The 13,985-nt window shown below is 56.5% G+C and carries 13 protein-coding genes and 2 tRNA genes; 4 read left to right on the top strand and 11 right to left on the bottom strand.

Annotation, left to right across the window (positions count from 1 at the left end; translation table 11 throughout):
• Positions 1-59 precede the first annotated feature (59 nt).
• The 3 genes from map (at position 60) to C0V76_RS15140 (ending at position 5,078) form a co-directional block, all read left to right on the top strand.
• A complete protein-coding gene (map, locus tag C0V76_RS15155) occupies positions 60-908 on the top strand; it encodes a type I methionyl aminopeptidase (protein WP_101943460.1) in 849 nt (282 codons plus the stop codon).
• Positions 909-917: 9 nt separating this feature from the next.
• Entirely contained in the window at positions 918-3,476 is a 2,559-nt protein-coding gene (locus tag C0V76_RS15150; protein WP_101943458.1) for a [protein-PII] uridylyltransferase, read from the top strand.
• 576 nt (positions 3,477-4,052) lie between these two features.
• Complete coding sequence (locus tag C0V76_RS15140) at positions 4,053-5,078, top strand: Ldh family oxidoreductase (RefSeq protein ID WP_101943455.1); 1,026 nt, start codon at positions 4,053-4,055, stop codon at positions 5,076-5,078.
• A 266-nt stretch (positions 5,079-5,344) separates the two neighbouring features.
• Here the strand turns inward: C0V76_RS15140 and lexA are convergent, their stop codons facing one another.
• The 8 genes from lexA to mltG all read right to left on the bottom strand — a co-directional run bounded on the left by lexA (position 5,345) and on the right by mltG (position 11,491).
• Entirely contained in the window at positions 5,345-5,977 is a 633-nt protein-coding gene (gene lexA, locus C0V76_RS15130) for a transcriptional repressor LexA (protein ID WP_101943452.1), read from the bottom strand.
• Between the two features lie 181 nt (positions 5,978-6,158).
• On the bottom strand, positions 6,159-8,093 hold the full coding sequence (locus C0V76_RS15125; RefSeq protein ID WP_254048269.1) for a SurA N-terminal domain-containing protein: 1,935 nt from the start codon (positions 8,091-8,093) through the stop codon (positions 6,159-6,161).
• A gap of 41 nt (positions 8,094-8,134) precedes the next feature.
• Positions 8,135-8,211, bottom strand: a tRNA-Asp gene (locus C0V76_RS15120).
• A gap of 34 nt (positions 8,212-8,245) precedes the next feature.
• Positions 8,246-8,321: transfer RNA gene (locus C0V76_RS15115), tRNA-Val, on the bottom strand.
• A 34-nt stretch (positions 8,322-8,355) separates the two neighbouring features.
• Positions 8,356-8,628 carry an HU family DNA-binding protein gene (locus C0V76_RS15110; RefSeq protein ID WP_101943449.1) on the bottom strand — a complete coding sequence of 91 codons (273 nt, stop codon included), beginning with the start codon at positions 8,626-8,628 and terminating at the stop codon, positions 8,356-8,358.
• Positions 8,629-8,811: 183 nt separating this feature from the next.
• The gene (holB, locus tag C0V76_RS15105; protein WP_101943448.1) at positions 8,812-9,873 is read right to left on the bottom strand and encodes a DNA polymerase III subunit delta'; all 1,062 of its coding nucleotides are present in this window, start codon (positions 9,871-9,873) and stop codon (positions 8,812-8,814) included.
• The gene (gene tmk, locus C0V76_RS15100) at positions 9,870-10,484 is read right to left on the bottom strand and encodes a dTMP kinase (protein WP_254048258.1); all 615 of its coding nucleotides are present in this window, start codon (positions 10,482-10,484) and stop codon (positions 9,870-9,872) included. The genes holB and tmk overlap by 4 nt, the downstream gene beginning before the upstream one ends.
• A 2-nt stretch (positions 10,485-10,486) precedes the next feature.
• Positions 10,487-11,491: an endolytic transglycosylase MltG gene (mltG, locus tag C0V76_RS15095; RefSeq protein ID WP_101943694.1), complete on the bottom strand. Its 1,005-nt coding sequence runs from the start codon at positions 11,489-11,491 to the stop codon at positions 10,487-10,489.
• 88 nt (positions 11,492-11,579) lie between these two features.
• Between mltG and C0V76_RS15090 the strand changes: the two genes are divergently transcribed.
• Positions 11,580-12,608, top strand: coding sequence for a folate-binding protein YgfZ (locus C0V76_RS15090; RefSeq protein WP_101943446.1), 1,029 nt, complete (start codon positions 11,580-11,582; stop codon positions 12,606-12,608).
• Here C0V76_RS15090 and C0V76_RS15085 read toward each other — a convergent pair.
• The 3 genes from C0V76_RS15085 to C0V76_RS15075 are packed head-to-tail and all read right to left on the bottom strand — an operon-like array spanning position 12,605 to position 13,778.
• Positions 12,605-13,084, bottom strand: a complete 480-nt coding sequence (locus C0V76_RS15085; RefSeq protein ID WP_101943445.1) for a L,D-transpeptidase — start codon at positions 13,082-13,084, stop codon at positions 12,605-12,607. The genes C0V76_RS15090 and C0V76_RS15085 overlap by 4 nt on opposite strands.
• 11 nt (positions 13,085-13,095) lie before the next feature.
• A complete protein-coding gene (gene tadA / locus C0V76_RS15080; RefSeq protein WP_101943444.1) occupies positions 13,096-13,566 on the bottom strand; it encodes a tRNA adenosine(34) deaminase TadA in 471 nt (156 codons plus the stop codon).
• Positions 13,563-13,778 (bottom strand): DUF6116 family protein, encoded by a 216-nt coding sequence (locus tag C0V76_RS15075; RefSeq protein ID WP_216821765.1) that lies wholly within the window; start codon positions 13,776-13,778, stop codon positions 13,563-13,565. The genes tadA and C0V76_RS15075 overlap by 4 nt, the downstream gene beginning before the upstream one ends.
• Positions 13,779-13,985 lie beyond the last annotated feature (207 nt).

The following is a 13,985-nucleotide window of genomic DNA, read 5'->3' as shown; positions in this document are numbered from 1 at the left end:
CCGGTATTGCCTTCTGGGTTAGCCTTGACACTCCCCCGATCATGAAACAGCTGTTCACAATGAGCATTGTCATCAAGAGCGCTGACGAAATAGAACGCATGCGCGTCGCTGGCCGTCTCGCCGCCGAAGTACTGGATTACATCGAGCCCTTCGTCCAACCCGGGGTCAGCACCGAAGAGCTCGATCGTCTGTGTCATGACTATATGGTCAAGGTACAAGGTTGTGTGCCGGCGCCGCTGAATTACGCGCCTCCCGGTTACTCCCCATACCCTAAATCGATCTGCACCTCGATCAATCATCAGGTATGCCATGGTGTGCCCGGCCCGAAAGCCTTGAAAAAAGGGGATATAGTCAATTTAGACATTACCGTCATCAAGGACGGCTTTCATGGCGATACCAGCCGTATGTTCATCGTAGGCGGAGAGAGCAGCATTCTTGCGAAGCGGCTCTGCCAAATCACCCTGGAATGTCTGTGGCTGGGCATTGCACAGGTACGCCCTGGAGCACGCTTGGGCGACATTGGCCACGCCATCCAGCAACACGCTGAAGGCGCAGGTTTTTCGGTGGTTCGCGAATTTTGCGGCCACGGAATCGGACGAAAATTCCACGAAGAGCCGCAGGTCGTCCATTACGGGCGCCCCGGCACGGGCTCCGAACTTCTGGAAGGCATGATCTTCACTATCGAACCGATGATCAACGCTGGCAAAGCTGCCATCTCTGAGCTGCCGGATGGCTGGACAATCATCACCAAGGATCGTTCGCTGTCAGCCCAGTGGGAGCACACTCTCCTGGTCACAGCTGACGGCGTAGAGGTTATGACCAGCTCTGCCGGAGCGCCGAAGGCTCCGGATTGGATTACAGGCAGGCCGATCATTATACCGGCCTACCCGTCCATTCCTCGCAACTGAGTCGTCCGTATGAATCGAGAAATTGTCGAAAGGCTGCGCGCCCGCCTACTGCAAGGCCAGCGCTCGATCCGCAATGAATATGAACAGCACGGCACCCCAACCAGGATGCTGCACAGCAGATCAAAGCTGGTCGACGGCATATTGATCGAACTCTGGCAGGTGACCGGAATGCCAACCGATGCCACGCTGGTCGCAGTGGGCGGCTATGGCCGTGGAGAGCTTTATCCTTGCTCTGACGTCGACATCCTTGTCTTACTCGGAGGAGACGCAGATCCTGCGCTGAGCGAACGCATCCAGCAGTTCATTGGCCAACTCTGGGATCTTGGTCTGGATATCGGCCACAGCGTGCGCACCGTGGAGGAGTGCATTGAAGAAGCCACCCGCGACGTCACTGTGCAGACAAATCTACTCGAATCTCGTCGCCTCACGGGCAGCCAAGCGCTCTATCGGCATTTTGTTACCGGAACTACTGGCTGCTTTGACCCTGAGAGCTTCTTTCACGCCAAGCGGGCCGAGCAAGAACAGCGCTACAACCGCTTCAACCACACGCCTTACGCTGTCGAACCCAACTGCAAGGAGAGTCCGGGCGGCTTGCGTGATCTTCAGACCATCATCTGGATAGCGCTTGCGTCAGGCCTCGGCACACGCTGGAGCGAGCTGGCTCGGCATGGCCTCATCACGCGTGAGGAAGTGAATGCACTACGCAAGAATGAGCGCCTCCTGCAGCAGGTGCGTATCCGCCTTCACTACATTGCCAATCGCCGTGAAGATCGGCTGATCTTCGATCATCAGGAGGCATTGGCCAAAGCCTTCGGCCTCAAGGCGACCAAGGCGCGCCGCGCTTCAGAAGTGATGATGCAGCGTTACTACCTGGCAGCCAAGAAAATCACCCAGCTCAACACTATCCTGCTGCAAAACCTAGGCGCTCGCTATCAACCGCTATCCTCCTGGCAGGCTCATAGCCTCAATGAACGCTTTCAAAGCCTGGGCGATCAGTTAGACATTGTTGACGACGCTCTCTTCGAGCGTCATCCCAGTGCAATCCTCGAAGCCTTTCTACTGATGGAGCAGCACGCCGAGCTCAAGGGCATGACGGTTCGGACTCTACGCGCCCTCTGGCACGCCCGCAAACTAATCACGCCGGCCTTTCGTCGTGATTCGACAAACCGCGGCTTGTTCCTACAACTACTGCAAGAGCCCCGCGGCCAAACTCATGAGTTCCGTCGTCTGAATCAGTACAGCATCCTGGGCACCTACTTGCCTAATTTCGGCCGCATTGTTGGCCAGATGCAGCACGATCTGTTCCATGCCTACACCGTAGATCAGCACATCCTGCAGGTGCTGCGTAACGTGCGCCGCTTCCTGATGGAGGAGCATGCTCATGAATATCCTCTGATGACCCGGTTGGCGAGTGAATTCGAGCGCCCTTGGCTATTGTTCGTCGCAGCCCTCTTCCACGACATCGCCAAAGGGCGTGGCGGTGATCACTCAACACTGGGAATGGCCGACGCGCGCCGTTTCTGTAGCGAACACGGCCTTTCGAAAGAGGACAACCAACTGGTGGTCTGGCTCGTCCAGCACCACCTGACAATGTCACAGATTGCTCAGAAACAGGACTTATCAGACCCGGACGTTATCCGAAAATTTGTTGCATTGGTCAGAACGGAACGCCGTCTGGCTGCGCTATACATCCTGACCCACGCCGACATTCGCGGCACCAGCCCCAAGGTATGGAATGGCTGGAAGGCCAATCTGCTCGAAGCGCTATTTCTGGCATCGCGCCAGTTGCTCCGCGGGAAACAGCCGGATCAAGTAATGGGTATTTCAGAGCGGCAGGAAGCCGTACGACAGAAGCTTCGCTTCTTCGGCTTGCGTCCAGACTCGGAAAGCGCCTTCTGGCGAGAGCTCGACACACTCTACTTCTTGCGCCACGACGCTGACGAGATCGCCTGGCATACGCGGATGCTGTATTACCGACCACGGAGTGAAGAGCCTGTCGTAAAAGCTCGACCAAGCCAAGTCGAAGCCGGCATCCAAGTCATGGTATATACCCGCGACCAACAGGATCTGTTCGTCAGGTTGTGCGCTTTTTTTGCGCGCATGGGTTACAGCATCGTGGATGCAAAGATTCACACCACCAGCAACGGCTACGCGCTGGACAGCTTTGTCGTCATGGACCCCAATGAGCGAGACAGTTATCGAGATGTAATCGCATTAATAGAGCATGAACTCTCCGCTAAGTTAGCGCGTACCGATGTGGTTGACGCGCCATCCAGCGGCCGTCTTTCACGCCAACTCAAGCACTTCCCGATCGCTCCCTCCGTCTCCTTGCAGCCAGATGAACGCGGGCAGCACTACATCCTGTCGATCATTGCAGCCGATCGCCCCGGTCTGCTATTTCTGATTGCAAGAATCCTGGCCGCACATGAAGTGAATCTCCACACAGCAAAAATTGCCACACTTGGCGAACGTGCCGAGGACACATTTCTGGTGAGCGGCCCCTTGCTGGGGAATAGCGCCAAAACAGTTCAGCTCGAAGCAGATCTTCTCGAAGCGCTGAAGATCTAGGCTGGACTACACGAGGCTGACTACGCCACTAATCGCTCAGCCAGCCTCGTGACGACAAAGAATAAGAGCCTCGACTTCACTCAGATCCTCCTTGCGCACGCTGCCGGAATCTTCCTGCAAACTAACACTCATCTCCGCGATTCGTCGCAACGAACGCAAGTCATCCTCCTCACCCCTCAAGCCCGCGCATGCACGCTCGAGCAAGGCATTCATAGCTAGTAGCTGAAGCCTACAGGCACCCAACTCAACCTTCCTTAGATCCACACACCCTCCTCTCTTGGAATCAGCACTCTGGATCAACAACTCGCAAAAGGCTCTCATCACCTTGCTCCGGGAGCCTCTTTCAGAAGCCAGAAAGATGACAGAGCTGCCTCCGGACTTCACGACTAGAACATAAGCGGGCCGCTTTACAGCGGCCCGAAACCGAGAAACACAGGAGTCTTGATACTGGCGCCTGTAAGGGAGTAACGTCCGCCAAGGAGAAATCTTGAGCCTGCGTGGCAATCCGTAGGCACTAGCCCCAGGAACAAGAGCTTTGGAGGGGATTTACACTTCAGACTTTCCAGAAAGGCCCCCATGGACACGCCAATCCGAATCGATCATCAACAACTCGCTAGACTTATCTCAAATGTCTTGGAACGAGCGGGAATGGAAGCCGTCATGGCAGCCGAAGAAGCATCAATAATGATCGAAGCGGACCTGCATGGAGTTCCTTCTCATGGTGTGCGGATGCTTCCAGGACTGCTCGCCGCGCTTAAAGACGGGCGCGCCACTGCCAAACCGCAGATCAGCCTGAAAACTGGCTTCGCTGCTACTTGCATGATGGATGGTGATAATGGCCCCGGCCGCAGCGTTTCAATCCGCGCAATGGATCAGGCAGTTGAGCGCGCACGCGAATTCGGCATTGGCGCATGCCTCGCCATGCATACAACGCATTGGGGGCGTGCTCATGCTTACGCCTGCCACGCCGCACAAGCCGGCATGATCGGTTTATGCACAACCAATGCCATGCCGACCATGGCCGCCTGGGGAGCCACAAGCAAGATTATTGGCAACAATCCACTTGCCATAGCGCTGCCACGCAGCAACGGAGCGGGGCCTCTTGTACTGGATATAGCGATGAGCCAAGCCGCTGTCGGCAAGGTCGGAACTTGGCTACGAGAGGGGCGGGAGCTGCCAGCGGGGTGGGGCCTTGATGCCAATGGACAGCCCAGCACGGACGCGAAAGCGATCCTGAGCGGCGCAGTGTTACCGTTTGGCGGTCATAAAGGTGCAGGTCTGGCGCTGATAATGGAACTCATGACCGCTGCACTGGCTGGCGGAGCTTTCGGCCATGAAATTGTAAAAAAGGATCGCAGCGGCCTCGATCCAAACTCCTGCAAGCTCTTCATCGCAATGAATCCGGATGCGTTTGGAGGGCTTGAAACCCTGCATGTGCGAGTGGACAGCTATCTAAGCTACCTTGGTGAAGCCGCCCGCCCATTTACATGGCCGGGCGAGCGCGGCTGGCAGGAGCGCAAGCACAATCTGCTTGCTGGCGTCCCCTTACACCCGGAAATTTTTGCACAGCTCCAGTCGCTTGGGCTGCGCATAGAAGCTTGATTTCAGCGAGACAGACCCAGACGCCCCTCTTCATATTGCGCGAGGAGGCCCCAGCTGCGGCCACGTCGGCGTACCACGTCAAGAATCGCCATCGGCTTGATTGACATCCGTACGGCCAATGCAGCCTCCCCAGTGATGGGCTTGCACGCTTGAGCCTGTGCAAGCAAAGGACTGTGAGCAACGACTGAATAGTTGTGTGACGACTTCATTTGCTACAACTCCTTGATTTCCTGAAATTATGGAACACCCAGAAAGGACAAAAACTCTTAAAGACGCGTAAATCCATCGCGAATCAAACCAACGGCAAGTCCTTCAATGATCAGTGCTTGGTCCTTGGTATTGATCACGATTGGTTGAAAATCCGGGTTTTCTGCAATCAACTCGACAATGCCGTGCGGGCGACGCTGCAATCGCTTCACTGTCACGTCATCCTCTACCCGAGCCACAACAATCTGACCATCCCGCGCTTCACTGCAGCGATGAACAGCAAGTAAATCTCCTTCCAGAATGCCCGCATTGATCATGGAGAGTCCGCGCACCTGCAATAAGTAGTCAGCTCTTGGGGAGAACATGCCGGGATCCACCGGCAAGTGACGCTGGATATGCTCCTGAGCCAGAATGGGCGAGCCTGCTGCGACACGTCCAATCAGAGGCAAGCCTTTCTCCTGCTCCTGCTCAATCGCATCCTGCAGCAGGCGGATACCACGTGCAGAGCCCGACTCCAGCCTGATAGCTCCTTTTTGCGCCAATGCACGCAAATGGCTCTCAGCAGCATTCGGCGACGCAAAGCCAAACGCTGCAGAAATTTCAACGCGGGTAGGAGGAATGCCGCTCTCGACAATTTTCCCGCGGATAAAATCCAGAATGTCCTGTTGGCGTCGGGTAAGTTCGCTATTCATGTTTGGCTCCTGTGCATAAATGTATTTTTATACAGTACTGTATAAAAAATCAAGTACATTTTTGTGCAACCGGTGTTTAGCACCTCACACTCACCATCAGGCGCTTAGAACTCTGATCATCAGGCACCAGAAATGAAAAAGCCCGCGCTTATGCGCGGGCTTTTTCATCAACAAAACTTGGTCAGTCTGCCTTCGTTGCTTCACGCGTCTTGACTTGCACTCCTTGGCGATTGCGGATACCGGCAATGTAAGCACGCAAGTCTTCCTGACCCAAAGTCAATGCAAACTGACGCCGCGCCTCCACCAACTCAGCCGGAGCAACTTCCGCCCCTTTATTCACCTTCTCGATACGGTACACCGAGTAGGCATCGCCATGAGCACTGCCTGCGTAGACCGGAAGTTTGTCAGTCGAAACCGCAAAAATAGCTTTGCGTGAATCGGCGCTCAACTCGGGGCTTCCACGCTTTACGCTCTTTGCTGATTTCCATCCTCCTGACACGACTTCGCCAGCCTGCAGTTTCTTGAGGGCAACCTCGCCGTCAGCCAAAGCAAGTCTGGAAGCCTCTTCGGCACGCGCCAACTCTTCGGCCTGCGACTTCACTTCATCAAAACTACGTGTCGCAACCGGCTTATGATCCAGAATGCGGGCAGAAATGACCACCCCATTTCCCAGATCAACCGCTTCGGTATTGCGCCGATTCTGCAGGGAGTCAGCCGAAAACAAAGCCGCCTGAAGTTTGGCGTTACGAAGCAGCGGAGGCAACGCCTCACGCGCCAGCCAATCGGTCTGAACCAGCGGCAAAGAGAACTTGTCCGCCACCGGCTTCAACGCATCCGGCTGCTCGTAAACCATGTTCCCGAACTGGTCTGCCAACTCTGCAAAGCGCTGATTACCCATCTGCTTACGCGCCCCGGCCATAGCATCAGCCTTGACTTCGTCATAACTCTTGGCTTTGCCGCCACGACTATCAGTCAGCTGGATGATGTGATAGCCAAACTCAGTTTCCACCAGGCCCGAAATCTCACGCTGCTTCAAAGCAAAGGCAGCATCCTCGAAAGGCTTGACCATTGCGCCGCGACCGAAAAAGCCCAGATCGCCACCCTTTTCGGCAGATCCAGGATCATCTGAAGCACTCTTGGCAAGCTCAGCAAACTTGGCCGGCATCGATTTCACTTGAGCCAGAATGTCTTCCGCTTTCTTGCGCGCGGCAGCCCGAACCTCAGGCTTTGCATCAGCAGGCACCTGGACCAGAATATGGCTGGCACGGCGCTCTTCCGAACCCTCAAATGCCTTCTGGTTTTCGTCGTACCACTTGCGGGCGTCCGCCTCAGTAACATTCAGATTACGCGTAATGCTTTCGAGACTCAGCTGAATGTACTCAAGTCTTACCTGCTCCGGCGTCTGGAAGCGCGCCTGGTTAGCATCGTAGTATTTGCGCGCTGCATCATCAGTCAACTTGACCTTGCTAGCGTAACCCGCAGCATCGAATACCAGCTCAGCCACGCTACGCTCTTCTGCTTCAAGCGCCAGGAAGTACTGCACACTGGGCGCAGGCGCAAATGCACTGTATGCAATCGGAAGCATGAGCTGTTGCTGCGCCATCCCTTCCCGTACTCGCTGCTCAAAGGCGGCTGGCGTTAGACCCATGGCACGCACCCTAGCTTCATACATGGGGAAGGAGAACTGGCCGTTTTCCTGAAACTCGCGCTCGCTCTTGATGTAGCTCTGCACGGCTTCCGCGCTGACCACCAAACGGCTATCAGCGATGCTGCCCTTGAGCGCCGTCTCGTTGATCAGGCGGTCAAGAACTGCTGTCTTGAATGCAGGGCTTTCTACGTAGGCCTTGTCAAACGCTCCACCCAGCTGCTCGCGCAAGGAGTTCTCCTGATCACGCACAGCTTGATCCAACTGGTAGCTCGAAATTTCCACCTTGCCCACCTTTGCGACCGCATCGGCACCCGGGCCGCCATTGCGGAAATAGGCATCAACGCCGAAGAAGGCAAAGGGCAGCGTAATCAGCGCCAGAAAGAGCTGGACAATTTTGGGATTATTACGAACGGCGTCAAACATGATTGATGAGCGACCAGTAAGAAGTTGCAGGATGAAGACCGGCACATATGACAAAGGCGAACCGTGGTTCGCCTTTGTCTTGAATCTGGCGGAGTGGACGGGACTCGAACCCGCGACCCCCGGCGTGACAGGCCGGTATTCTAACCGACTGAACTACCACTCCGCGAAAACCTGAAACACAGCAAGCACCGGATACTTGGTGGGCGCTGACGGGCTCGAACCGCCGACATCCTCCTTGTAAGGGAGGCGCTCTACCAACTGAGCTAAGCGCCCCCAACCGAAGCGCTACCAGCGCTCACTAAGCCGATCAGTTTAAAGCATCTTTCAATGCTTTGCCAGGGCGAAATTTAGGAACTTTTGCTGCCTTGATCTTGATCGCAGCGCCAGTACGGGGGTTACGGCCTGTTCGAGCAGCGCGTTTTCCGACAGAAAAGGTCCCGAAGCCGACGAGCGTGACATCATTGTTCTTCTTCAGGGATTGCTTGATGGCTGCGATGGCGGCATCCAGAGCCCGCCCAGCGGCTGCCTTCGAAATATCTGCCTGCTTCGCGATGACTTCTACCAATTCGGATTTGTTCACAACAACCCCCTCGATGTTTGAGCGTTGAAACTGCGATAGTCATTCCATCAATCGCCGGTACGATATCTCACTCCGGCGGCAAACCTTTGTCAGAACCGGTTTTATAACAAGCCCCCTCATTGATGGTCAAGCCGCAGCGCCGCGTAAGCCGCCGAAATGAGCTGGCTCTATCCAGGGCCCGACTCAGCGGGTCAATAAGCGCCGGTACAGATTTAGAGCGATTTCCTCAAGAAACAAGCGTTGATTAAGCGGGTGTTGCGCCAACGGACGATGGGCGTTCATCTCCCGATAGCAGTGCAGCCATGCATCCCCATTACCGCGCGCCAATTGCTGCAATTCAGCAGCATGATCGGCAAAAAAACGAGGCGACAAACCCTGAGCCACCCGCACCCCATCACTGAGCCAGCGCTGCAGCCAGGACAACAAAACACTCATCGTGAAGCCAGCCTCGGCAGCCCCTTTGGCCTTCAGGCGCGCTTCCCAGTCAGCAGCGAGGCGCAAAGGATCGCGCCCACGCATATTGGACAAGTCGGCTGCAAGTTGCTGGCGAGAGAGCTGCAGCGGTCCTGAGGCGAGTTCTCTAGCCGCCAATGGCAGACCACTGGCAAACCCGAGCAGCGCTGGATTGACAATGCCTGCACGCTTCATCCATCCCACGGCCTCAGCGGTATCCGGACGCGGAAAGTCGATCACTTGGCAACGACTGCGGATAGTCGGCAACAAACGACGAGGCGCATGACTAAGCATCAAATACATAGCCAAGCCGTTCGGCTCTTCGAGCGACTTCAATAGGGCATTTGCAGCAGCCGTATTCATGGCCTCAGCCGGATCGACAATAACAATCCGGCGCCCCCCTGCATGCCCGCCCGCCCCCACTTCAAGCGAAGCCTGAAGACCGCGCACCTGGTCAATGACGATCTGGGTGGATTTCGCCTTTTCCTTTTTCCCCCCGTCACCACCCTCCCCTTCATCATCAGCCAGAGCTTCGTCAGCCGCTGGAATCAGGGTAAAAAAATCTGGATGATTCCCCGAAGCAATCCAGGTGCAATCCGGGCACTGACCGCAGGCGCTCCCGTGAGCACCCGGCTGCTGACACAGCAATGCTCGCGCCAGATGCTCGGCAAACAAACGCTTGCCACTTCCTGATGGACCACAAAACAACAAGGCATGCGGCAAGCGCCCATCACGCGCCCGCAGATCACGCCACAAGGGTTGCAACCATTCCGGCAAAGCTTCAAGACTCATGCGAAACGCTCCTCCAAATGGACCAGCACATCCGCACAAACAAGCTCTGGCTCACGCGCTGAATTGATCACGACAATCCGCCCGCCACTTTGCTCTGCGCGCAAGAGATAAGCATTGCGCACCCGCTCGAAAAAATCTCTTTGCTCGAGTTCAAAGCGGTCTGCATGCGCCCGACCACTGACCAAACGCTGTGCCGCGATTTCAGGCGGCAGATCAAACAGGAAAGTCAGATCCGGCTGAAGCCCAGGATGCACCCACGCCTCCAGCTCCAAAAATTTTTCCGCGGGCAGCCCCCGCCCGCCACTTTGATAGGCAAAAGTCGCGTCGCTGAAACGGTCGCATACAACCCAAGCCCCTCGCTTCAAAGCTGGCTCGATGAGTTGCACCAAATGCTCGCGACGCGCCGCAAACATCAGTAAAGCCTCGGTTTCGAGATGCATGGATTCGTGTAGCAGAAGTTCGCGCAATTGTTCCCCAAGCGGCGTACCACCAGGCTCTCGCGATTGCACGACCTCGTAAGCGTGCGAACGCACCCAGTCTATGGTGGCTGCAATCTGGGTACTCTTACCAGCACCATCAATACCCTCAAAGGTGATGAAACGGCCACGCATCGTCATGATTTCCTGCCTGCTCTCTGGTAGCGCGCCACAGCGCGGTTATGTTCATCCAGCGTACGTGAGAACTCGCTGCTGCCATCACCCCGTGCCACGAAGTAAAGATAATTGCTGGGAACGGGATTCAAGGTAGCCTGCAAGGCAGCCTGTCCCGGCAATGCTATGGGAGTAGGTGGCAAGCCGGCGCGTGTATAGGAGTTGTACGGAGTATCGGCCTGCAAATCGCGCCGGCGAAGATTGCCATCGAAGCTAGCTCCCATGCCATAGATGACAGTAGGGTCACTCTGCAAGGGCATGCCAATGCGCAAGCGATTGATGAATACCGACGCTATCAAAGCCCGGTCCGCGGCTCGACCCGTTTCTTTTTCGACCACAGAGGCCAGGATCAAGGCCTCGTACGGCATCTTAAAAGGCAACCCCGCCGCTCGCTTTTCCCAAGCGTCCCGCAGCACCCCATCCATCCTCTGGCGAGCGCGCAGCAGCAAGTCGAAGTCACTGGCGCCGCGCGAAAAACTGTAGGTGTCGGGGGCAAAGAGACCTTCTGGAGTCTTACCAGCGAGATCGAGCCGGTGCATGAGCTCTGCATCGCTTAATTGGGCTGAGTCATGCTTCAGCTCAGGGTGAGTATTGAGCACGGCGCGCAGGCGGGCAAAACTCCAACCCTCGACAATCGTGACATCTGCGTACGCATTGGCGCCCGTCGACATCAATTGGACTAGCTCCCAGGCCGTAATCGGCTTGTCGATACGATAGCTGCCAGCCTTGATACGAATGGAGTGCCCTGAAAGGCGAGCCAGCCAGGTCAGCACTGGCGGCCAGACATTAATGCCTGCATCAGCCACCGTGCGCGAAACTTGCTTCATGGAATCACCACGCACAATCTCGAAATCCACGGCGTTGCTCCGCATGGTCAGCGGCTGACTACCTAACCACGCACCAGTCGCAAGCAGCAGAACGCTCAGCAATACACACAGCTTCAGGAAACGGACAAGAATGCGCAGCATCGACAATACGAAGGGCTTGAAGCCGGGCGGGCCCGGCGGCCTCGTATAATAACGGAAACCCCCAGACAGCCCCCTCCGGACAAATACCATGACCTCAGAATGGCAAGCATTTCTGCAAACCCAAGGCGCCAGCTTCGACGCGGCGTACGTAAGCTTTCTCCCCGCTCGTGACGAAACAGCGCTCGCTGCCAACGATACGGTTCTCACGCCACTGAGCCACCTTGGCCTGATTTCGGCTACCGGCGAAGAATCCGCCAGCTTCCTGCACAACCTCGGCTCAAATGATGTCAAGAAACTTCCGCCTGGACGTGCTCAGCACAACAGCCTGAACAGCCCCAAAGGCCGCATGCTGGCAAGCTTCATTGCCTGGCACAGCACGGATGGCTATCTGCTGGCACTGTCCGCAGACCTGCACGCCAGCATCCTGAAGAAGCTGTCGATGTACGTACTCCGCGCCAAGGTGAAACTTGCAGACGCCAGCAGCGAGCGCGTCCTGCTGGGGCTGGCAGGCACGGGAGCCGGCGCCGCACTTGCGGCGGCGGGGCTTGCTGAACCCAGTAACGCGCTGGATGTATCACAAGGAGAGGCGCGCGTGATCCACCTCGACGGATCACGCTACATCATTGATTGCCCTGCACAAAACGTTGAAAAGCTCTGGCAAGCATTGACCGGCGCCGGCGCCAAACCAGCCGGTACTGCGGCTTGGCGCTGGCTGGACATTCAGGCTGGCCTGCCACTGATAACATCAAAGACACAAGACGAATTCGTGGCCCAGATGCTCAACTTCGAATTGCTCGGCGGGGTGAACTTCCAGAAGGGCTGCTACCCCGGGCAGGAAATCGTTGCGCGCACGCAATATCTCGGCAAGCTGAAGAAACGCATGTATCGCGCGCATCTCGCCTCAGCCGACAATGCGGACATCGGCAACGATCTGTATGCGCCGGAGTTCGGCGCACAATCATGCGGCAAGCTGGTCGCGCTGGAACCCTCGCCTGTTGCAGGCGTGGATCTGCTGGCCGTGATGCAGATCTCGGCCTTCGAAGCTGGCGAAGTACATCTTGGCGCACCAGACGGCCCGCTCCTGAGCCTGGCCCCCCTGCCCTACTCGATCGACTAGGCCTCGATCAGCACTAGCGTACCGACCGGGACTAAATCGAAGAGCTCGATAACATCCCGGTTGCGCATGCGTATACAACCATGCGAGGCGGGCACGCCCATCGGCTCACTGTCTGGTGTGCCGTGAATGTAGATGTAGCGGCGCATGCTATCGACGCCCCCCAACCGATTGCTGCCAATTTCGGTACCGGACAGCCACAGAATTCGGCTCAGGATCCAATCCCGCTCAGGAAATTGAGCATGAAGCTGTGGCGTCCAGATTTCTCCGGTCGGGCGACGCCCCTTGAAAACCGCATCTTGCGGCTGCCCTCCACCAATCTTGGCACGAACAAGGTGCTGCCCGCGTGGAGTCTGATAACTCCCGGCCTTCTCGCCAACGCCAAGCGCGGCAGTCGATATGGCATAGCGGCGGATGGTGGCCCCTGCCGCATCATGCAAAGTCATACTTTGGGTTTTGATACTGACGCGAAGATCCACGCCCTCTGCCCTCAGGCCGTCATCACGCGCTGGCGTTTAGCCGCGAAAAAGGCCGAGAGCATCTGCCCGCACTCCTCTGCCAGCACGCCACCCTCTATGCTCGCGTGATGATTAAGGCGATTCTCTGCATAGAGATCAAATACGCTGCCGGCCACGCCGGTTTTCGGATCCTTCGCGCCATACACCACCCGGGCAATCCGGGCATGAAAAATAGCGCCGCTGCACATTGCACAAGGTTCCAGCGTAACGTACAACTCGCATCCGGGTAATCGATAATTGCCAAGATTCGTCGCCGCATCGCGCAGCGCCATGACCTCAGCGTGCGCGGTCGGATCATGCCGACCAATCGGGTGATTGAAGCCCCGTCCAACGATCTGGCCATCCAGCACCACGAGCGCACCAACAGGCACCTCGTCCAGCGCGCCAGCTTCACGCGCCAAGGCCAGCGCTTCGCGCATGAAGTTTTCGTCTCGCTCACTCATTTAGGCTCCTTGCGCTGCTTCCATACGGCGAGCATCAGGGTCAACATGCCCAGCAGGACCTCATCCAGAAAGGGAATGAAATCCGGCAACAACAAGTCCAACAGGAACAACCCAAATGTCAGCAAGAACAATTGAGGAAAACGCAGGCGTTGCGCAAACCCGAGCAGCGCGCCGGGCAGAAACCTAGCCATCAGGCGCGAGAAAGCAGGCATGGGCCGCGCCTTATTCCCACTCAGTCATCAACGAGCAAATAAAAACCTTGCTTGCCAATGGGTTACAAAACAAACAAGCTCCGATACCACGAAAAGAACCATGCCCAGAAAATTTTCTCTTGGCTCTCAAAATTATCACCACTCACCTCACTTGAGGCCTGGCGCACGCCGGGCATCCTCTCAACTACATCGGCTTCGATAGAGGCG

The organism is Uliginosibacterium sp. TH139 (genome assembly GCF_002855595.1).
GTDB lineage: Bacteria > Pseudomonadota > Gammaproteobacteria > Burkholderiales > Rhodocyclaceae > Uliginosibacterium > Uliginosibacterium aquaticum.
The sequence above is the reverse complement of the archived record's forward strand: the minus strand, read 5'-3'. Positions and strand labels throughout refer to the sequence as shown.